This window comes from Lysobacter luteus (genome assembly GCF_907164845.1).
GTDB classification, from domain to species: Bacteria; Pseudomonadota; Gammaproteobacteria; order Xanthomonadales; family Xanthomonadaceae; genus Novilysobacter; species Novilysobacter luteus.
The window spans coordinates 1541958-1562100 of sequence record NZ_OU015430.1; the positions used below are offsets into that span (position 1 = coordinate 1541958).

Here is a 20143-nt window from a genome sequence, read left to right on the forward strand (position 1 = left end):
GGAAGAAAGGGCGCGAGCCGTGCTCGCGCCCTCGGCGGTCAATGGCTGCGCTTGAGCATTTCGCCTCGTGCCTGTTCGGCCCGCGACGCGCCGATCTTGGTCTCGACGTTCTTGACCTCCTCCGGCGGCGGGAGCACGGCCGGCAACCCAAGGGCACCCATCCACAGCTCCCGCGTCCAGCCGGTGGTGTGGTAGAGGTGGTGGTCCTCCTGCTGTTCGACAGCCTCGAAAGCCTGCTTCAGCACCGAGCCTTCCTTGCCCGTGGCCTTCTTGGACACGTGCCCGATGAGCTCCCAGTTGAGGTGATCCTTGGTCTCCGCCAGCACCACGCACTCACCCGCGACCAGCTCGGCCGCCACCGGGTCGCCGGCCTTCATCGCCATCTGCATCGCCGCGACGTAGGACTGCCCCAGGTGGGCGACGACCTCGCGGCCCGGGGTGCGCACTTCCGGATCCAGTCCGAGCTCGCTGAAGACATTGAGCAGCACCTTGCGGTGCGTGCGGGTTTCTTCGAGGTACTCCTGCCATTCCTTGCGGAGGTCGTCGTTGACCGCGCACTCGATCGCCATCTCGTAGATCTGCGCGCCGCCGATCTCGGTTTCCAACGCCTGGTAAAGCAACTCGTGCAACTGGGCCTGGTCGTGCTTGCTGGTAGCCATTGCGTACTCCTGCGGGTTCTGTCCGGCGATGCCGGTGGGGGGAAGGCGCATCGCACCTGGGACCAGCCTATGCGCGACGCCTGGCGGCACCGTAAAGCCCGGCCCACGCGTTGCTCACGCCTCCTTAGCAGGCAGGTCGTATCGTGACCGAAAGGGCGCCGGGCCCGAGGGATCGCACAATGAACGCCAATTTGCCGCGCACTGAAAACACGACATCCGCCGAGCCGCAGGACGCCGAAGAGCGTAAGCGGCACGAGAACGAGAACCAGGACGAAGCGCTGGAGGAAACCTTCCCCGCAAGCGACCCGGTGTCACCGTTTATTCCGGCCAAGACCCCGGACTGACTGCGAACGGCCGCGACTGCTAGACGCTTTCCAGGGCGGCGCAGTCGGCCAGCGGCAGATAGAGCCGCACGGCGGCCGAGCCATCGGGCGCATCGACGCCCGCGAGCTCCCCCCCATGCGCTTCCGCGATTGAACGCGCAACCAGCAAGCGCATTCCGAGCCCTTCGTCGAAGGGCGCGGCCTGGGGTTGTTGGAACAGGGTGTCGCGCTCGTCCTGGTCCTGCCAGCCGCTACCGGGCGCTGCAACCAGCAGTCGCACGCGTCCGCGGTCTGCGTTGGCCTCGACCCGCACTTGCGGCGCGCGGGAGCCGAGGAACTCCACGAGTGCCTCGAGCAACTGCAGGATGCGCTGCACGTCCACCTCGACGCAGGCTTCGTCCAGCTGCGGCACCGCCTCCAGTGCGACTCCCGCGCCGAGGTTGGCCGCCGCCAGGTCCAGCAGCATCGGCACGGTGACCACCTCGCGGTAGGTGACCAGCCGGGCCTCACGCGCGCGGACCCAGTCGGATACCTCCTGCACCATGCTGCTCAGCCGCCGGGTCTGACGGTCGATGATGTCCAGCAACTCGACGCGGCGATCCTCGTCCAGGTCATCGCGCTTGAGCAGGTAGGCCGCGGTCTGCAGCGGCGACAGTGGGCCGCGTAGATCGTGGGCGAGCCGACCGAGGAACTGCGGCGTCGGGTCTGGGGCTTCCTGCACGACGGACTCCGCATGCGGTTTGCGCTCATCCATCGACCTGCTCCCTGCGCGTCGTGTCGCGCACCGGTTGCGTGCACAACTGCCGGATGGCATCGAGCGAAGGTGGCTTGACCAGGTGTTCGTCGAAGCCGGCCTCCCGGGTCCGACGGCGATCCTCCGGCTGTCCCCAGCCGGTCACCGCCACGATCTCCAGGTCCTCGAACCCCGGCATCGCCCGCAGGCGCGGCGCAAGCTCATACCCACTCAGCCCGGGCATACCGACATCAAGGAACACCAGGTCGGGTTGGAACGATTCCATCTCGGCGACTACCGCATGGGGGTCGTAGAGCCGCCGCACCTGGTGCCCCAGCATCTCGATCATCATCGCCAGCGTGTCGGCGGCATCGCGGTTGTCATCGACCACCAGCACGCGCTTGTGCATTTCTTCCGTGGTCGATGCCGGTGCCGCCGGGGCTTCGGCTTGGGGCTCGGGTTGGTGCATCGGCAGCGAGACGGTGAAGCAGGCGCCGGCGCCCAGCCCGTCGCTCGCCGCAGACACCTCGCCCCCGTGCATCTCGACCAGCCGGCGGACCAGGGTCAGGCCAATGCCGAGCCCGCCGTGGGCGCGGTCCACCGCGGTTTCTACCTGGGAGAACATCTCGAAGATGCGGTCCATCTGCTCGCGCGCGAGCCCGATGCCGCTGTCGCGCACCTGCACCTCGACCCGGCCACCAGGCCGGTCGGCCCGGGCTACCAGTTCGATGCGGCCATTGGCGTCGGAATATTTGGCCGCGTTGTTGAGCAGGTTGGCGAACACCTGGGACATGCGCGCCTGGTCGGCGACCAGCGGAACCGGCGTTTCGGGTACGGTCAGCACCAACTGGTGGCGCCCGTGTTCGATGGACGGACGGGCGATCTCGATTGCCGAATCGATGATCTCCTGCAGCGATGTCGCGTGCTTGCGCAAGGTCAGTTTGGCCTGGCTGATGCGCGCGATATCGAGCAGGTCGTCGATCAGGCGGACAAGCAGGCCCAGTTGCCGCTCCATCACCTGTTGAAGTGCGGGATCGCCCGGGGCGTCGGACAGTCGACGGATGCTGAGCGCGTTCTGCAGCGGCGCGAGCGGGTTGCGCAACTCGTGCGCGAGCGTCGCCAGGAACTCGTCCTTGCGACGGTCGGCCTCGCGCAGCAACTGCTCGACACGGGTGCGCTCGGCGACCTCGCCATGTAGCTCCACGTTCTGCGCACCCAGCGCCGCGTTGGCGTTGCGCAGCGACTCGTTCAGCACCTCCAGCTCGCGTTCCTGCTCGGCCTGCAACGCGCGGTTGGCCGCCGCGAGCTTGGCGTTGGCCGCCTGCAGCTCCATCCGCTTCCGATGCAGCTCGGCCAGCACCACCACCTTGCTGCGCAGGATCTCGGGGATCACCGGCACCATGACGTAATCGACCGCGCCCAGCTTGTAGCCGCGCAGGCGGTCCATGTCGGTGACGTTGACCGCGGTAACGAAGATGATCGGTGTCTTCTCGAACCGCGGGTGCTGGTGGATCAGGCTGGCGGTCTCGAAACCGTCCATGTCGGGCATGTTGACGTCGAGCAGGATGAGCGCGAACTCGTCCTCCATCAGTCGTTTCAGGGCCTCGACGCCGGAGCTGGCTTCCACCAGCTCTTCGCCCAGCGGCTCCAGGATCGCGCGGTAGGTCAACAGCCGCCCCGGCTGGTCGTCGACCAGCAGGATCTTCACCGGCTCGTCGGGGCTCTGCTGGCCCGGCACGGAGGTCAGCGATGCAGCCACAGGCGCAGCACTCCGAGCAACTGGTCGGTGACGACGGGCTTGGCGAGGTAGTCGGAGGCACCGGCCTCCAGGCACTTCTCGCGGTCGCCCTTCATCGCCTTGGCCGTCAGCGCGACGATCGGCAAGGCCCGCGAACGGGGGTCTTCGCGGATCGCACGCATGGTTTCGTAGCCATCCATGCCCGGCATCATGATGTCCATCAGCACCAGCGCGATCTCATCGTCCTCGGCCACCTTCTGGATGGCCTCCTGGCCAGTGCCGGCGGTGACGACGTCCATGCCGTGCCGTTCGAGCACGCTCGACAGCGCGAAGATGTTGCGCACGTCGTCGTCCACCACCAGCACGCGCTTGTCGCGCAGCGCGTCGTCGGACTCGTGCAGGCTCTGCACCATCCGCTGCTTGGCCGGCGGCAGGTCGGCAATGACCCGGTGCAGGAACAGCGCGGTTTCGTCGAGCAGGCGTTCGGGTGACTCCACCCCCTTGATGACGACGCTCTTGGCCGCCTTCTTCAGCCGGCGGTCCTCGTCGATGCTCAGGTCCTTGCCGGTGAACACCACCACCGGCACGTCGCGCAGCGTCGGCTCCGCCTGCAGCAGGTCCAGCAGCTCGAAACCGGTCATGTCAGGCAGGCGCAAGTCCAGCACGACGCAGTCGTAACCGTCGCGCTTGAGCGCGTCCAGCGCTTCCTGGCCGCTGCCGACGGTGTCGATGGAGACGTCGTCGTGACGGATCAGCTCCTGGATGCTCATCCGCTCGGCGGCGTCGTCCTCCACCACCAGCAGGCGCTTGACCCGCGGCAGTGTGTAGTCCTTGATCCGCTGCAACGCGGCGTCGATGGTCTCGGTGGTGGCCGGCTTGGCCAGGTAGGAGAACGCACCACGCTCGATGCTCTGGTGGCGCTCCTCCTCCACGGTGACGATCTGTACCGGGATGTGACGGGTCTCGGAGTCCTGCTTCAGCCGTGCCAGCACCGTCCAGCCGAGCATGTCGGGCAGGAAGATATCGAGCGAGATCGCGCTCGGGCGGTAGTCCCGCACCAGCCGCAGCGCTTCGCTGCCGCGGTGCGCGACAAGGACCCGAAAGCCCTTGGAGCGCGCCATGTCGCGCAGCACGGCGGCGTAGCGGACATCGTCCTCGACCAGCAGCAGCGTCGGCTCGCCCTCTACCAGCACGTCGCGGTCGTCTTCGAGTCGCTGCTGCGGCGCCTGCGTGGTTTCATCGCTGACGGGGGCAACCAGTGCGGCACGCTCGTGCGCGCGCGCTGCACGCGCCTCGTGGGCACTGTCGGCACCGGCGTAGGACAGCGGAAGATACAGGGTGAAAGTGCTGCCCTCGCCCACCGTGCTGTGCAAGCGCAACTCGCCTCCCAGCAGGCCGGCGATCTCGCGGCTGATCGCCAGGCCGAGGCCAGTGCCCCCGTACTGGCGCGACGTGCCCGCATCGGCCTGCTGGAAGGCCTCGAACACGATCCGCTGCTTGTCCGGCGAAATCCCGATACCGGTGTCGGTAACCTCGAAAGCGATCACCGTCGGTGCCGCATCCAGGACGGCATGGCCCTGCGTCCACCCACCCTGCGCCGGTCGTGCGGTGAGGCTGACACGTCCCTGCGCGGTGAACTTGAACGCGTTCGACAGCAGGTTCTTGAGGATCTGTTGCAGGCGCTTGGGGTCGGTGTCGAGTGCGCGACCCAGCTCGGGCGAGAAGTCGACCGAGAACTCCAGCTGGCGCCGCTCGGCCTCGTGGCGGAACGAGCGCTCCATGTTCTCGCGCAGGTGGCGGAAACTGATCTCCTCGTTGTCGACCGTGACCGTGCCGGACTCGATCTTGGACAGGTCGAGGATGTCGCTGATCAGGTGCAGCAGGTCGGTGCCGGCGCCGTGGATCGTGCTGGCGAACTCCACCTGGCGGGGCGTCAGGTTCTGGTCGACGTTCTCCGACAGTTGCTGGCCAAGGATCAGGATCGAGTTGAGCGGCGTGCGCAACTCGTGCGACATGTTGGCCAGGAACTCGGACTTGTAGCGCGAGGTCAGTGCCAGTTCCGCCGCTTTCTCCTCGAGCGCGCGGCGGGCCTGTTCGATCTGCTGGTTCTTGCGCTCCACCTCGTTCTTCTGCTCGGCCAGCAAGGCCGCCTTGAGCGCGATGTCCTCGTTGGTCTGCTGCAGTTCGCGTTGCTGCGTCTGCAGCTCGCCGGCCAGCTGCTGGGACTGCGCGAGCAGACGCTCGGTGCGCATCGTCGACTCGATGGTGTTGAGCACGATGCCGATGCTGCGCGAGAGCTGGTCCAGGAACGCACGCTGGGAGACGGTGAACTCCGACAGCGAGGCCAGCTCGATGACCGCCTTGATCTGGTCCTCGAACAGCACCGGCAGCACGATCACATTGCGCGGCACCAGTTCCAACAGGCCCGAGCGGATCTGCACCGAGCTCGGGTCGACGTTCTCGACCATGATCATCCGCGCCTTCGCGGCGCACTGCCCGATCAGGCCTTCGCCGAACTCCAGGCTCGGCCGACCATCGGCCGACCCCGCACTGGCGTAGGACGCCAGCTGGCGCAGGTACGGGGTGGCGCCCGGCTCGTCACCGTCGACCACGTACATCAAGCCCTGGTGCGCATCGACGAGCGGCGCGAGTTCGGACAGCAGCATGTCGCCGAGCGTGGCGAGGTCCCGCTGGCCCTGCATCATGCTGCTGAAGGTCGCCATGTTGGTCTTCAGCCAGTCCTGCTCGCGCCCGCTCTCGGTGGTCGCACGCAGCGTGCCGATCATGACGTTGATGTTGTCCTTGAGGTCGGCCAGCTCGCCGCGTACGTCCACCTGGATCTCGCGCGTCAGGTCGCCCTGGGTCACCGCGGTGGCGACCTCGGCGATCGCGCGTACCTGGGTGGTCAGGTTGGCCGCCAGCTGGTTCACGTTGCCGGTGAGGTTCTCCCAGATGCCGGCGGTGCCGGGCACCTTGGCCTGCCCGCCGAGGCGGCCTTCCACGCCGACCTCGCGCGCCACCGTGGTCACCTGGTCCGCGAAGATCGCCAGGGTGTCCGTCATCGAGTTGATCGTGTCGGCCAGCTCGGCGATCTCGCCCTTGGCCTCCACCGTCAGCTTCTTGCTCAGGTCACCGGTCGCGACCGCGGTCACCACCTGGGCGATGCCGCGCACCTGGGTGGTCAGGTTGGTCGCCATCGAGTTGACGTTGTCGGTCAGGTCGGCCCAGGTACCGGCCACGCCGGGCACGATCGCCTGTCCACCAAGCTTGCCCTCGGTGCCCACCTCGCGCGCCACGCGGGTCACCTCGGCCGCGAAGCTGTTGAGCTGGTCCACCATCGTGTTGAGGGTGTCCTTGAGCTGGAGGATCTCGCCCTGCGCGTCGACGCCGATCTTCCGCGACAGGTCGCCCTTGGCCACCGCGGTTGCGACCTCGGCGATGTTGCGCACCTGGCTGGTCAGGTTGGACGCCATCGAGTTGACGTTGTCGGTCAGGTCCTTCCACGTACCGGCCACGCCGGGCACCGCCGCCTGCCCGCCGAGCTTGCCCTCGGTGCCCACCTCGCGCGCCACGCGGGTCACCTCCGCCGCGAAGCTGTTGAGCTGGTCAACCATCGTGTTGATGGTGTCCTTCAGCTCGAGCATCTCGCCCTTCACGTCGACGCCGATCTTGCGCGACAGGTCGCCCTTCGCCACCGCGGTGGTGACCTCGGCGATGTTGCGCACCTGGCTGGTCAGGTTGGACGCCATCGCGTTGACGTTGTCGGTCAGGTCGGCCCAGGTACCCGCCACGCCGGGCACGGTCGCCTGGCCGCCGAGCTTGCCTTCGGTGCCGACTTCGCGCGCCACGCGCGTCACCTCCGCGGCGAAGCTGTTGAGCTGGTCCACCATCGTGTTGATGGTGTCCTTGAGCTGCAGGATCTCGCCCTGCGCGGTCACGCCGATCTTGCGCGAGAGGTCGCCCCTCGCCACCGCCGTGGTCACCTCGGCGATGTTGCGTACCTGGCTGGTCAGGTTGGACGCCATCGCGTTCACCGAATCGGTGAGGTCGGCCCAGGTTCCGTCGACGCCGGGCACCGTTGCCTGTCCGCCCAGCTTGCCCTCGGTGCCCACCTCGCGCGCCACGCGGGTCACCTCGGCCGCGAAGCTGTTGAGCTGGTCGACCATCGTGTTGAGGGTGTTCTTGAGCTCGAGCAGCTCGCCACGCACGTCCACCGTGATCTTGCGCGACAGGTCGCCCTTGGCCACCGCGGTGGTCACCTCGGCGATGTTGCGCACCTGGCTGGTCAGGTTGGACGCCATCGAGTTCACGTGGTCGGTCAGGTCCTTCCACGTACCCGCGACGTCGGGCACCTGCGCCTGCCCGCCGAGCTTGCCTTCGGTGCCGACCTCGCGCGCCACGCGCGTCACCTCGGCGGCGAATCCGTTGAGCTGGTCGACCATCGTGTTGATGGTGTTCTTGAGCGCGAGGATCTCACCCTGGGCATCCACCGCGATCTTGCGGGACAGGTCGCCCTTGGCCACCGCGGTGGTCACCTCGGCGATGTTGCGCACCTGGCTGGTCAGGTTGGACGCCATCGCGTTCACCGAGTCGGTGAGGTCCTTCCAGGTACCCGCCACGCCGGGCACGACCGCCTGGCCGCCGAGCTTGCCCTCGGTGCCCACCTCGCGTGCCACGCGGGTCACCTCGGAGGCGAAGCTTCGCAGCTGGTCCACCATCGTGTTGATGGCCTCCTTGAGCTGGGCCATCTCGCCGCGTACGTCGGCCGTGATCTTGCGCGAAAGGTCGCCGTCGGCCACCGCGATGGTCACCTCCGAAATATTGCGCACCTGCGTGGTGAGGTTGGACGCCATCTGGTTGACCGAATCGGTCAGTTCCTTCCAGACGCCCGACACACCCTTGACCTTGGCCTGGCCACCGAGGCGGCCCGCCGTGCCGACCTCGAGCGCGACGCGGGTCACCTCGGCCGAGAATTCGCCCATCTGCTCGATCATGCGGTTGACGATCGTCGCCGACCGCAGGAACTCGCCCTGCAGCGGACGGCCGTCGGTTTCCAACGGCACGGTGCGGGTCAGGTCACCCTTGGCGACGCCGGCGGTGGCCTCGGTCATCGTCTCGATCGGGCGCACCAGGTCGTCGATGAGGCCATTGACCGACTGCTGCATGCCGAGCCAGGCACCGCCGTGGTTGGTGACGCTGAGGCGCTTGCGGGTCTGGCCCTCGCGCCCGACCACCTGCCCCACACGGTTAAGTTCGTTGGCCAGGTGACGGTTGCTGGTGACGATCGCATTGAAGCAATCGGCGAGCTTGCCTTCGATGCCGTCCCAGTGGACCGGCAGCTGGACGCTGAAATCGCCATCGCGCATCGCGCACAGGGCTTCCAGCAACTGCTGGGCTGCGGCATCGCGCGACGGCATTGCCTTGGGTTCGGTGGATATGGTGCCGCTCGGGCTGGCGGATCGCGCGGTGCGCTTGGTGCTTGACGTCACTCTTGAGCTCCCCCTGAGCAATCAAGTGATACAGGTGTGAAATTTGTACAAAACTAGCCTATCGCGCGTGAGCATCCTTTCACGACGTGTATACGGTGACGCTTCCTAAACGCGCGACCGCCGACACTGCGCGACATGGAATGGACAACGCAACTCGAGGCCGTGTGGGCAACCGCCATCGGCATGGTGCTTGGTGGGCTGGTGGGGCTCGAGCGCGAGCTCAAGGATCGCCCCGCCGGCTTTCGTACCCATATGCTCGTGGCGGGCGCCGCGGCGTTGCTGGTGGGCATCGGGCGGCTGGCGCTGGCCGATGACGGACTGTTCGCCAACACGTCGGGACAGTTGCGGATCGACCCGCTCAGGATGGTCGAAGCGGTGATCGCCGGTGTCGCGTTCATCGGCGCGGGCACGATCTTCGCTCGTCGCGGCGGCGACACCATCGCGGGCATCACCACGGCCGCGTCGTTGCTGATGGTGGCCGTGGTCGGCCTCGCCGCGGGGTTCCACTATTACGTCCTTGCCGCCGCAGCCACCCTTCTCACCCTGCTGGTACTGATGTTGCTGAACCTGTGCGATCGTCTGTTGAAGCGATCGGCCAAGGGCGGTGGTTAACGCGGATCCACCCGCCCGGTACGGGCCAAAAAAAAGACGGGCTCCGTGGAGCCCGTCCGTCATGTGCAGCCTGCGACCGATCAGGAGCGGATCGGCACCAGGGTGATCTCGACGCGGCGATTCTGCGCGCGCCCGGCCTCGGTGTCGTTGCTCGCGATCGGGCGGCTCTCGCCGGCGCCGGTGATGATGAACCGGTCGCGCATCAGGCCCTTGGACATCAGGTAATTGCCCACCGAATCGGCACGACGGACCGACAGTTCCTGGTTGTACGCGTCGGTGCCCTTGCTGTCGGTGTGGCCGGCGACCTCGACAATAGTCTGGTTGTACTCGCGCAGCGTGGCGGCCACGTCGTCCAGCACCGGGTAGAACTGCGACTGCAGCGCCGAGCTGTCGAACCCGAACGTGATGTTGTCGGGCATGTTCAGCGTGATGTTGTCACCCTGACGCACCACGTCTACACCCGTACCAGCCATGCGCTCGCGCAGGGCGCGCTCCTGGCGGTCTTGGTAGTTGCCGATGGCACCACCGGCCAGGCCACCGACGCCGGCACCGACGAGCGCGCGCTGGCGGCGCTCGGTGGCGTCATCGCCACTGAGCAGGCCGGCAACCGCGCCGACCGCCGCGCCGATGATGGCGCCGCGCTTGGTGCGGTCGTTGGCCGGGTCCGGCCCCTGGCCATAGGGGTCCTGCTGGCCGTAGTAGCCGCCACCGGAGGTCGCGCAACCGGCAAGCATGGCGGTCATCACCGCGGCGGCGAGCGAATATCGGATCGGAGTCTTCATAAGTGTCCCTTTTGGCTGTGGCCGTTAACCGGGACAAAGCTAAACACGCCCGCGTATGAGACGGGTGACGGGTGGAGCCGCCTGTTCAGGAAGCAGCCGGATTGCCTGCTCAGCGTTCCACGAACCGCACGCGCCGCGTGATCGAGCACGTCAGCTCGTAGCCGATCGTCCCCGCAGCCAGCGCGATCGTCTCGACCGGCAGCTCGGGGCCCCACAGGGTCACCGGGTCACCCACGCGCGCCTCGGGCACGCCACGCAGGTCGATGGTGACCAGGTCCATCGAGACGCGGCCGACCAGCGGTGCGCGCCGCCCGTTGACGAGCATCGGCGTCCCCGACGGTGCCGCGCGGGGATAGCCATCGCCGTAACCGATGGCCGCAACCCCGATCGGCATGTCCTCTGGACACTCCCAGGTGGCCGAGTAACCGACCCGCTCACCCTTGCGGATGTGGTTGATCGCGATGAGCCGGGTGGCGAAGGTCATCGCCGGCTGCAGGCCGAAGTCCGCTCCGGTCCGCCCTTCCACCACCGACATCCCGTACAGTGCGCCGCCGGCACGGACCCAGTCGGCGTGGGCGTCGGGCCAGCCGAGCACCGCCGCCGAGTTGGCCAGCGAGCGCTCGCCCGGCAGCCCCGCCACGGTGTCGTGGAAGATGCGCATCTGCTCGCGGGTCTGGCGACCATGCGACGGACTGTCGTCGAACTCGTCGGAACTGGCGAAATGGTTCAGCAGGCGAATCTCGCCGACCACGCCCGGTATCGCAGACAACCGCGCGTGGGCCTCGCGCGCGTGCTCGGGCGCGAAGCCCAAGCGGTGCATGCCGGTATCGATCTTGAGCCAGCAGCCGATCAGCTCGCCCGGATCGGCCTGCTCGAGCATCTCGATCTGGCTGGCGTGGTGGATCGCCGAGTCGACGTGCAGGGCACGCATCCGGCCGATGTCGGACGGCTCGTCGAAGCCCGACAGCAGCAGGATCGGCTGCGACACGCCCGCTGCGCGCAACCGCTCGGCGTCCGACAGCGCGGCCACGCCGAACGCGTCGGCTCCGGCAAGCGAACGGGCGACGCGCTCCAGGCCGTGTCCGTAGCCGTCGGCCTTGACCACCGCCATCACGCGGCTGCCGGGGGCCCGGCCGCGGACCTGGGCCAGGTTGTGGCGCAACGCGCCGGTATCGATGACGGCGGTGGTGGGTCGGGCCATGCGGTTGCCGGGTGCGGTGGGGTTACTCGAAACTGCCGACCGAATCGTGCGACAGATTGTCGAAACGCGTGTATTCGCCGAAGAACTTCAGCTTGATCGAGCCGGTCGGGCCGTTACGTTGCTTGCCGATGATGACTTCGGCCAGGCCCTTGTCGGGCGAGTTTTCCTTGTTGTAGTAGTCGTCGCGGTAGATGAAGACGATCACGTCGGCGTCCTGCTCGATTGCGCCGGACTCGCGCAGGTCCGCCATCACCGGGCGCTTGTCGGCGCGCGTTTCCAGCGAGCGGTTGAGCTGCGACAGCGCGATCACCGGCACGTTGAGTTCCTTGGCCAGGTGCTTGAGCGAGCGCGAGATCTCGGAGATCTCGGTCGCGCGGTTCTCGTTATTGCCTGGCACCGCCATCAGCTGCAGGTAGTCGATCACCACCAGGCCGAGGTCATGCTCGCGCTTGAGCCGGCGGGCCTTGGCCCGCAGCGCGTCCGGCGACAGGCCGGGGGTGTCGTCGATGAAGATCTTGGCTTCCTTGAGCATCCGGATCGCACTGGTCACGCGGCTCCAGTCCTCGTCCTCCAGCTGGCCGCTGCGCAGGCGCTGGGCGTTGACGCGGCCGTTGGAGGAGATCAGGCGCAGCGCGAGCTGGCTGGCCGACATTTCCATCGAGAACACCGCGACCGCCTTCTTGCTCTTGATCGCGGCGTACTCGGCGATGTTCAGCGCCAGCGTGGTCTTGCCCATCGCCGGGCGCGCCGCGAGGATCAGCAGGTCGGTGGGCTGCAGGCCGGCCGTCATCTCGTCGAACTCGGTGTAGCCGGTCGGAAGGCCGGTGACGCTGCCGCCGTTGGCGTAACGCGTCTGCAGTACGTCGAAGGCTTCCGACAACGCGGTGTTGATCGCGGTGAAGTCGGTGCGCCCCTTGGCGCCGGCCTCGGCGATGGCAAACACCTGCTGCTCGGCGGTCGACAGGATCTCGCTGCTCTCCCGCCCATCGGGCTGGAAGCCGTCATTGACGATATTGGTGCCGACCTCGATCAGCTGCCGCAGGATCGCCTTGTCGCGGACGATCTCGGCATACGCCTTGATGTTGGCGGCCGACGGCGTGGTGCTGGCCAACTCGATCAGGTAGGCGCCGCCGGCGACCTGCTCGGCCTCGCCGATCGATTCGAACCACTCGCCGAGGGTGACCGCATCGAAGGGCTTGTTCTTTTCCGCCAGCTCGCGGATCGCGCGGAAGATCAGCTGGTGGTCGCGGCGGTAGAAGTCGCGCTCGGCCAGGCTGTCGGCGACGGTGTCGTAGGCTTCCGGCGCGAGCATCAACCCGCCCAGCACCGCCTGCTCGGCCTCGACCGATTGCGGCGGGATGCGGAGCTGGTCGACGCGTTGCTCGGCCCGGGTCTCGAAGCGGGAGTCGCGGAATTCGCCGCGGAAGCCGGGTCGTGCGCTCATGTCGATGCTGTCGTTCCTGGAAAGGCCGTCGCAGACCGGAGCGCGGGCCGAGCGCGCATCCTAGGGCCGAACGCGACGGCCGGGTACGGATAAGTCTGTGGATATCGGGTGGACAGTCGGCCGAGGCACTTGTCCCACGGTGCTGTCGCAGGATATGCGACGCGCCGCGGCGCCCAAAAAACGAAGGGCGCCTTTCGGCGCCCCCCGGATGGATCCGTTTGCGGTGGCGATCAGGCCACTTCGCCCTCGACCACCACCTTGACGGTGGCTTCGATGTCGGCGTGCAGGTGGATCACGACATCGTACTCGCCGGTGCGGCGGATGGCGCCCTCACCCATGATCACTTCGGACTTCTCGACCGGGTAGCCGGCCTTGGTCAGCGCCTCGGCGATGTCGCGGGTCGAGACCGAACCGTAGAGCTTGCCTTCCGCGGCGGCATTCGCACGGATCGTCACCGACACGTCGGCGAGCTTGGCCTGGCGGGCCTCGGCGTCGTCGTGCATGGCCTTGGCCTTGGCTTCGTACTCGGCGCGGCGCGTCTCGAACTCGGCCAGGTTGGCCTCGGTCGCCGGCGTGGCCTTGCCCTGCGGGACCAGGAAGTTGCGGCCGTAACCCGGCTTGACGTCGACCTTGTCGCCGAGCTTGCCGAGGTTCTGCACGTTCTGCAGGAGGATCAGTTGCATGGTGGTGCTCCGTATTCGTTAGCGAGGCGCGTGGCCCCGCAACAGTGCTGTCCGAATGACCGGGAGGTCGATCAGGCGTTGTGGTTGTCGGTGTACGGGATCAGCGCGAGGAAACGGGCGCGCTTGACGGCCGTTGCCAGCTGGCGCTGGTACTTCGACTTGGTACCGGTCACGCGCGACGGCACGATCTTGCCGGTCTCGGTGAGGTACTGGCGCAGGGTGTTGAGATCCTTGTAGTCGATCTCCTTGACACCCTCGGCGGTGAACTTGCAGAACTTGCGGCGGCGGAAGAACTTGGACATGTGCGTGCTCCTGGGGGGCGTGATCAGGCGGCTTCGTTGGAATCGTCGGACTTGGCGTCGTCGGACTTCTCTTCCGAACCGGCGTCGGACTTGCCGCCCTCGCCTTCGTTGCTGTCGTCGTCACGGCGGCGACGCTCGCCGCGCTCGGGCTTGTCGCCCTTCTCGTCCTTGAACTTCATGATCAGCGACTGCTCGGTGTCGGCGGCGTCGCGCTTCATGACCAGGTGGCGCAGCACCGCGTCGTTGAAGCGGAAACCGTCGACCAGCTCGTTCAGCACGGCCTGGCTGCACTCGATGTTGAGCAGCACGTAGTGGGCCTTGACCAGGTTCTCGATCGGGTACGCCAGCTGGCGGCGGCCCCAGTCCTCGAGACGGTGGATCTTGCCCTCGCCGCCCTCGATCAAGCCCTTGTAGCGCTCGATCATGGCCGGCACCTGCTCGCTCTGGTCCGGGTGGACCAGGAACACGACTTCGTAATGACGCATGGTGTTTTCCTTGTGGATATCGGCCCCTAGGCCGGACAGCCCCCCTGCCGGCGGGATTCGCGTGCAGGTGGGGCAAGGTCCCCCCGGAAACCCGGAGGAAGCCGGGCATTATGGCAGCTTATGGGGCGCGCAACCAGTGGCGGGACGCGCGGATCGAGCGCCTCTACAAACCGCTCAGGCGACGTCGGCGTCGGTCGTGAAGCTTTCGCCGCAGCCGCATTCGGCACTGGCGTTGGGGTTGCGGAACAGGAACTGCTCGCCCAGGCGCTGCTTGACCAGATCGATCTGGGTGCCGTCGACCTGCGCCAGACTGATCGGATCGACGTAGATGCGCACGCCGTTCTGCTCGAACACGGTGTCGCCGGCCCGCTCTTCCCTGGCCAGGTCGGCGGTGTGCTGCCAACCGGAACAACCGGTCTTGCTCACGCCGAACCTCAGGCCGATCGCGTCGGGGGTTTCGGCGAGGTAGCGCTGCACGCGGGCAAGGGCGGCGGGCGTCAGGCTGATGGACATGAATACTCCGTAGTGCTGCAACTGCGTGTGGCCGGGCCGATTATAGCGGTGCGGCGGCGGTAACGGCGGCGTGGGATGAACCGCTCCGGTAGACTTCGTCGCTTGATATCGGCCCGCGCCGCGGCGTTTCAAGCCCGGCTGGCGGCGACCCCCTGGAACGAGAAACTGCATGACCACGACAAGTGTGCAACACGCCCTTGAAGGCCGGCTGCCGGTAGGCGGCGAAGTCACCGTCCGCGGCTGGGTGCGCACCCGGCGCGATTCCAAGGCCGGCCTGAGCTTCGTCAACGTCAGCGACGGCTCCTGCTTCGCACCCATCCAGGTGGTCGCGCCGGCCACGCTGTCGAACTACGAGTCGGAGGTGAAGCACCTCACGGCCGGCTGCTCGGTGATCGCCACGGGCGAGCTGGTCGCTTCGCAGGGCAAGGGCCAGGGTTTCGAGATTCAGGCCAGCCGCGTGGAGGTGGTCGGCTGGGTCGACGACCCCGAGACCTACCCGATCCAGCCCAAGGCGCATTCGCTGGAGTTCCTGCGCGAAGTCGCCCACCTGCGCCCGCGGACCAACCTGTTCGGCGCGGTCACCCGCATCCGCGACTGCCTCTCCAAGGCGGTGCACCGGTTCTTCCACGAGAACGGCTACTTCTGGATCAGCACGCCGATCGTGACCACCTCCGACGCGGAGGGTGCCGGACAGATGTTCCGGGTCTCGACCCTGGACCTGGCCAACCTGCCCCGCAACGCCAGCGGCGAGGTCGACTTCAGCCGTGACTTCTTCGGCAAGGAGACCTTCCTGACCGTGTCCGGCCAGCTCAACGTCGAGGCCTACTGCCTTGCGCTGAGCAAGGTGTACACCTTCGGCCCGACCTTCCGCGCCGAGAATTCCAACACCACCCGCCACCTGGCCGAGTTCTGGATGGTGGAGCCGGAGATCGCCTTCGCCGACCTGAAGGAGAACGCGCGCGTCGCCGAGGACTTCCTCAAGTACCTGTTCCGCGCGGTGCTGGACGAGCGCGCCGACGACATGGCGTTCATCGCCGAGCGCGTGCAGAAGGATGCGGTCGCCCGGCTGGAGGCGTTCATCAACGCACCGTTCGAGCAGATCGACTACACCGATGCGATCAAGCTGCTGCAGGCCTCCGGCCAGAAGTTCGACTTCCCGGTAGAGTGGGGCCTGGACCTGCAGACCGAGCACGAGCGCTGGTTGACCGAGCAGCACGTGGGTCGCCCGGTGGTGGTCAGCAACTACCCCGAGCACATCAAGGCCTTCTACATGCGCCTCAACGACGACGGCAGGACGGTCGCGGCGATGGACGTGCTGGCCCCGGGCATCGGCGAGATCATCGGCGGCTCGCAGCGCGAGGAGCGCCTGGACGTGCTCGACGCGCGCATGGCGCAGTTCGGCCTCGACCCCGGCCACTACCAGTGGTATCGCGACTTCCGCCGTTACGGCTCGGTTCCGCACTCGGGCTTCGGGCTGGGCTTCGAGCGGCTGGTTGTCTATGTCTGCGGCCTGTCGAACATCCGCGACGCGATCCCCTACCCGCGTGCGCCCGGCACGGCCGACTACTGACAGGCGGCGACGGTGATCCTGTTCTTCGCCCTGCTCTTCCTCGCCCTGGCCATCGCCGGGGCCACCGCGTTCGTGATCTTCTGGCCGTTGATGCTGGTCCATGTGCGCGACCGCCACCCGACGCTGCTGGCCGAGCTGGGCGCCAACGCGTTCGCGCGGCCGTCGGCATGGGCCTGGTTGCTGCGCGGTGGCTATCGATCGGCCGGGGACCGCAACCTGGACGGCCTCGCCACGCCGGCGCGGATCGCCCTCTCCACGATCATCATCGGCCTGGTCGGGGCCGGGACCCTCTACCTGCTTTCACTGGTGGCCGCATGACTGACGAGATGCCGCGGGCGACCCGCGAGGAATGGTGGTTGGCAACGATCGGCCGGACCGTGGTCTGGGCCCGCCTGCGGGTACGCGAGGCCGGCACCGCCGAGGTGTTCGACAGCGATGGCGCCACCCTGTCCTACGACAGCGAGGACAGCGCGCGCGCCGCGCTGATGGACGCCGAGTTCAGCGCCTTCGACGGCATGGACGAGGACGACGCGGCCGCCCGTGGATTCACCCTGTCGGAGCTCGAGCCCCCGGCCGGCAGCGACGAGGAATTGCCCGCGCGGATGCTGCGCAAGCTGCCCGTCCGCCACTGACCCGACCCGGCGCTTCCGGGAACCGAGGAGACCGACGATGGACCTGAACCTCACCGGCCGGCACGCGCTGGTCTGCGGCGCCAGCCAGGGCATCGGACTGGCCACCGCGAAGGCACTCGCCGGCCTGGGTGCCGATGTCACCGTCCTGGCACGGCGCGAGGAGGTCCTGCGCGACGTCGTCGCCGCACTCCCCCGCCAGCGCGCCCAGGCACACGGGTGGATTGCGGCCGACGCCAGTCATACCGAGGAATTGCGTGCCCGGGTCGAAGCCCTGGTGGCCGGCAAGCCCGTCCACATCCTGGTCAACAACAGCGGTGGCCCCGCCCCGGGCACCATCCGCGGCACCGACCCGGCCGCGTTCGAGGCCGCCTACCGCCAGCACCTGCTGGCCAACCACGTGCTCGCCGAGGCGGTGGTTCCGGGCATGGAGCGCGACGGCTACGGCCGCATCGTCAACGTCATCTCGACCTCGGTGAAGGAACCGATCCGCGGGCTGGGCGTGTCCAACACCACCCGCTGGGCGGTCGCCAGCTGGGCCAAGACACTGGCCACCGAGCTGGCGCCGCGCGGCATCACCGTCAACAACGTGCTGCCGGGCTCGACCGAGACGCCGCGAATCGAGCAGATCATCACCACCAGCGCGGAGCGCACCGGACGCAGCCGCGAGGACGTCTTTGCTTCGATGGTCGCCGACATCCCGCTGGGCCGCTTTGCCCGGCCGGAGGAGACCGCCAACGCGGTCGCCTTCCTGTGCTCCCCGGCCGCGGCCTATATCACCGGCGTCAACCTTCCGGTGGACGGCGGCCGCACACGCTCGCTCTAGCCCGCGCGCGCCGGCAGGCGCCGGCGGTCAGTCCAGCCGCAGGCGGGCGTCGCCGGAGAAGGTCTCGACCGAGATCTCGCCGTCGCCACTGCCGTAGCGGTGGCGGAAACTGGCACCGGGGCCGTGGCGCGGCCGCTCGATACGCGCGTCCGGGGCGACCAGGTCGCCGCTGAAACTTTCGCCGCGTACTTCCGCCGACAGGTTGGCCGGCAGGCGCAGGTCGACATCGCCGCTGACGCTTTCCATCGAGATCTCACCGCCGGCGGCGAGGGCCGCGCGCAACTCGAGGTCGCCCGACACCGAGGTCGCCGACACCGATCGCACCAGCGACTCGTGCACCTCGATCACGGCGTCGCCGGAGACCGTCTCCAGGTCCACCTTGCCGTCGAGCCGTCCGCCCAGCCGGATGTCGCCGCTGACGCTGGCGATGTCCACATCACGGCTGTTGGACGTCACCCGCAGGTCGCCGCTGACGGTTTCGACCGACAACTCGCGCGGCGCGCCGACCAGCACCACGTTGCCGCTGACGCTGTCGATGGACACCTCGGCCGGGGCGACGCCCACCACGTCGATGTCCGCCGCCACCGAGTCGATCTCCAGGTCGGCGCGCAGCGGCACCATCACGTGCAGCCGGGTCGGGCCGGTGTTGTCGCCCGACAGGAAACCGAGCCCGCCGCGCCGCGGGTATTTCACCCGCACGCTGAGGCTGCGGTTGTCGCCGTCGATCTCGAGCTTCTCGACGCCCTCGCCGAGCGAACCGGTAATCCGCACCTCGGCTCGGTCCCAGGCCTCGACGTCGATACGGCCCTTGAGGTTGTCGATCTCGATCCGGCCGTTGGGGTCGAGCGCACGGGTCTCGTCGATCGGCGTATCAGCCCAGGCAGCGGTTGCTGCCACCAGCAGGGCGAAGGCGATGGACGGGGCGAGGATTCGGCGGCGGACAGTATTCATGGCGGGGCTCCGGTCAACTGAGGGCGGCGCGCTGCGCGAGCGCAAGCCGCTGGGTATAGGTGCGGCGCAGCTGCTGCAGGAGCAGTCGCGAGTCGGGGTCGTGGGCAAGCGCGTCGAGGATGAGACCGGCGCTGCGGTCCAGCTCGTCCAGGGCGGCGCTGTAGGCGTGGTCGCCGTCTGGCGCGACCCGGGCGGTGCCGAGTTCCATGAGCGCGGCGTCGTACTGCCGCGTCATGCCGGCAACTTCGCGCTCGACCAGCGTGGCCGGCACCGCGTCGTCCGGACGGGCGACCTGGACGGAGACCGGCTCGCCGGCCTGCCACCAGCCGGCAACCCCGACCATCGCGAGCAGGCTTGCCGCCAGTGCCACCGGAAGGACGGAAGGGTTGCGACGGGGCGCGGCCAGCGGGCGCACCAATGCGGCTTCGATGCCGGGCCACAGATCGCGGTCGGGCGCCTGGTCGCGGCGCAGCGCCCGCAACTGCCAGCGCAGCGGGTCGCCCGTCGCGTCGTCGCGCAGGTTGTTGTTGTCATCGTTCATGCATGTGCTCCCAGCCGCTCGCGCAACAGGCTGCGCGCGCGGTGCAACTGTGCCTTGGAACTGCCGACCGCCATGCCCAGCTCGGTCGCGATCTCTTCGTGTTTCCAGCCTTCCACGTCGTACAGCACCAGCACCGCCCTGGCTCGCGGGGGCAGGCTCGCCACGGCGCGCTCCAAGTCCATCGACAGCGCGGTAGTGTGGCCGGCCGAGTCGGTCGCACCCAGCAGCTCGAAGGCGTCATCGTCGCCATCGTCCTGCGGGCGCGAGCGGCGCCTGCGCAACTCCATCAGCGCGGTGTTGACCGCCAACCGGTGGAGCCACGTCGAGAACGCCGCCTCGTACCGGAACTCCGGCAACGCCTGCCACGCGCGCACGAACGCTTCCTGGGTCAGGTCGTCGGCGCGTGCGCCACGGCCACCGACCAGTCGCACGATGACGCCATGCACGCGACCGGCATGGCGCCGGTACAGCGTCTCGAACTCCGCGACCCCGCCTTTCGCAGCAGCCGCGACGAGCAGCCGGTCGTCATCGGCCGCGCCAGCATCATCGGCGCGCTGCCCGGCAATGGTCCGGGGCTTCGCATCGTTCTGGCTCGGGAGGTCGATCACGGCGGTCAGCATAGTCACTCGGATGAGCCGGGGCGGCGGATGGTTTAAGTCCGT

The 20143-nt window shown here is 67.9% G+C and carries 20 protein-coding genes; 6 read left to right on the top strand and 14 right to left on the bottom strand.

Annotated features, from left to right (window positions below; all coding sequences use genetic code 11):
- Nucleotides 1-38: 38 nt before the first annotated feature.
- Nucleotides 39-659: a ferritin-like domain-containing protein gene (locus KOD61_RS07205; protein ID WP_215218053.1), complete on the bottom strand. Its 621-nt coding sequence runs from the start codon at nucleotides 657-659 to the stop codon at nucleotides 39-41.
- A 179-nt stretch (nucleotides 660-838) separates the two neighbouring features.
- On the opposite strand from KOD61_RS07205, the gene KOD61_RS07210 reads away from it, so the two are divergent.
- A complete protein-coding gene (locus KOD61_RS07210) occupies nucleotides 839-1003 on the top strand; it encodes a hypothetical protein (RefSeq protein WP_215218054.1) in 165 nt (54 codons plus the stop codon).
- Between the two features lie 19 nt (nucleotides 1004-1022).
- Here the strand turns inward: KOD61_RS07210 and KOD61_RS07215 are convergent, their stop codons facing one another.
- The 3 genes from KOD61_RS07215 to KOD61_RS07225 are packed head-to-tail and all read right to left on the bottom strand — an operon-like array spanning nucleotide 1023 to nucleotide 8870.
- On the bottom strand, nucleotides 1023-1736 hold the full coding sequence (locus KOD61_RS07215) for a sensor histidine kinase (protein WP_215218055.1): 714 nt from the start codon (nucleotides 1734-1736) through the stop codon (nucleotides 1023-1025).
- Nucleotides 1729-3474 carry a response regulator gene (locus KOD61_RS07220; RefSeq protein ID WP_215218056.1) on the bottom strand — a complete coding sequence of 582 codons (1746 nt, stop codon included), beginning with the start codon at nucleotides 3472-3474 and terminating at the stop codon, nucleotides 1729-1731. Before KOD61_RS07220 ends, KOD61_RS07215 begins: the two co-directional genes overlap by 8 nt.
- Entirely contained in the window at nucleotides 3459-8870 is a 5412-nt protein-coding gene (locus KOD61_RS07225; RefSeq protein WP_215218057.1) for a HAMP domain-containing protein, read from the bottom strand. The genes KOD61_RS07220 and KOD61_RS07225 overlap by 16 nt, the downstream gene beginning before the upstream one ends.
- Nucleotides 8871-9077: 207 nt before the next feature.
- Between KOD61_RS07225 and KOD61_RS07230 the strand changes: the two genes are divergently transcribed.
- Nucleotides 9078-9554, top strand: coding sequence for an MgtC/SapB family protein (locus KOD61_RS07230; RefSeq protein WP_215218058.1), 477 nt, complete (start codon nucleotides 9078-9080; stop codon nucleotides 9552-9554).
- Nucleotides 9555-9634: 80 nt separating this feature from the next.
- Here KOD61_RS07230 and KOD61_RS07235 read toward each other — a convergent pair whose 3' ends face one another.
- The 7 genes from KOD61_RS07235 to KOD61_RS07265 form a co-directional block, all read right to left on the bottom strand.
- Nucleotides 9635-10336 carry an OmpA family protein gene (locus KOD61_RS07235; RefSeq protein ID WP_215218059.1) on the bottom strand — a complete coding sequence of 234 codons (702 nt, stop codon included), beginning with the start codon at nucleotides 10334-10336 and terminating at the stop codon, nucleotides 9635-9637.
- Nucleotides 10337-10445: 109 nt separating this feature from the next.
- Nucleotides 10446-11537, bottom strand: a complete 1092-nt coding sequence (gene alr, locus KOD61_RS07240) for an alanine racemase (RefSeq protein ID WP_215218060.1) — start codon at nucleotides 11535-11537, stop codon at nucleotides 10446-10448.
- Between the two features lie 22 nt (nucleotides 11538-11559).
- Nucleotides 11560-12981 carry a replicative DNA helicase gene (locus KOD61_RS07245; RefSeq protein WP_215218061.1) on the bottom strand — a complete coding sequence of 474 codons (1422 nt, stop codon included), beginning with the start codon at nucleotides 12979-12981 and terminating at the stop codon, nucleotides 11560-11562.
- Between the two features lie 230 nt (nucleotides 12982-13211).
- Nucleotides 13212-13664: a 50S ribosomal protein L9 gene (gene rplI / locus KOD61_RS07250; protein ID WP_215218062.1), complete on the bottom strand. Its 453-nt coding sequence runs from the start codon at nucleotides 13662-13664 to the stop codon at nucleotides 13212-13214.
- A gap of 71 nt (nucleotides 13665-13735) precedes the next feature.
- Nucleotides 13736-13966: a 30S ribosomal protein S18 gene (gene rpsR, locus KOD61_RS07255; protein ID WP_031372470.1), complete on the bottom strand. Its 231-nt coding sequence runs from the start codon at nucleotides 13964-13966 to the stop codon at nucleotides 13736-13738.
- Nucleotides 13967-13989: 23 nt separating this feature from the next.
- Complete coding sequence (gene rpsF, locus KOD61_RS07260) at nucleotides 13990-14451, bottom strand: 30S ribosomal protein S6 (protein WP_215218063.1); 462 nt, start codon at nucleotides 14449-14451, stop codon at nucleotides 13990-13992.
- A 174-nt stretch (nucleotides 14452-14625) separates the two neighbouring features.
- On the bottom strand, nucleotides 14626-14964 hold the full coding sequence (locus tag KOD61_RS07265) for a HesB/IscA family protein (RefSeq protein WP_215218064.1): 339 nt from the start codon (nucleotides 14962-14964) through the stop codon (nucleotides 14626-14628).
- A 169-nt stretch (nucleotides 14965-15133) separates the two neighbouring features.
- Here KOD61_RS07265 and asnS point away from each other — a divergent pair, with 169 nt between their 5' ends.
- From asnS to KOD61_RS07285, 4 genes are read left to right on the top strand one after another with little or no spacing between them, the layout of a single operon-like run.
- Nucleotides 15134-16534, top strand: coding sequence for an asparagine--tRNA ligase (gene asnS, locus KOD61_RS07270; RefSeq protein WP_215218065.1), 1401 nt, complete (start codon nucleotides 15134-15136; stop codon nucleotides 16532-16534).
- Between the two features lie 12 nt (nucleotides 16535-16546).
- Nucleotides 16547-16852: a hypothetical protein gene (locus KOD61_RS07275; RefSeq protein ID WP_215218066.1), complete on the top strand. Its 306-nt coding sequence runs from the start codon at nucleotides 16547-16549 to the stop codon at nucleotides 16850-16852.
- Nucleotides 16849-17166, top strand: coding sequence for a hypothetical protein (locus KOD61_RS07280; protein ID WP_215218067.1), 318 nt, complete (start codon nucleotides 16849-16851; stop codon nucleotides 17164-17166). The genes KOD61_RS07275 and KOD61_RS07280 overlap by 4 nt, the downstream gene beginning before the upstream one ends.
- A gap of 37 nt (nucleotides 17167-17203) precedes the next feature.
- Nucleotides 17204-17989: an SDR family oxidoreductase gene (locus tag KOD61_RS07285; RefSeq protein ID WP_215218068.1), complete on the top strand. Its 786-nt coding sequence runs from the start codon at nucleotides 17204-17206 to the stop codon at nucleotides 17987-17989.
- A gap of 27 nt (nucleotides 17990-18016) precedes the next feature.
- Here KOD61_RS07285 and KOD61_RS07290 read toward each other — a convergent pair whose 3' ends face one another.
- From KOD61_RS07290 to KOD61_RS07300, 3 genes are read right to left on the bottom strand one after another with little or no spacing between them, the layout of a single operon-like run.
- Nucleotides 18017-18940 (bottom strand): DUF4097 family beta strand repeat-containing protein, encoded by a 924-nt coding sequence (locus tag KOD61_RS07290; protein ID WP_215218069.1) that lies wholly within the window; start codon nucleotides 18938-18940, stop codon nucleotides 18017-18019.
- A 13-nt stretch (nucleotides 18941-18953) separates the two neighbouring features.
- Nucleotides 18954-19481 (bottom strand): hypothetical protein, encoded by a 528-nt coding sequence (locus KOD61_RS07295; RefSeq protein ID WP_215218070.1) that lies wholly within the window; start codon nucleotides 19479-19481, stop codon nucleotides 18954-18956.
- Complete coding sequence (locus KOD61_RS07300; RefSeq protein WP_215220325.1) at nucleotides 19478-20101, bottom strand: RNA polymerase sigma factor; 624 nt, start codon at nucleotides 20099-20101, stop codon at nucleotides 19478-19480. The genes KOD61_RS07295 and KOD61_RS07300 overlap by 4 nt, the downstream gene beginning before the upstream one ends.
- Nucleotides 20102-20143 lie beyond the last annotated feature (42 nt).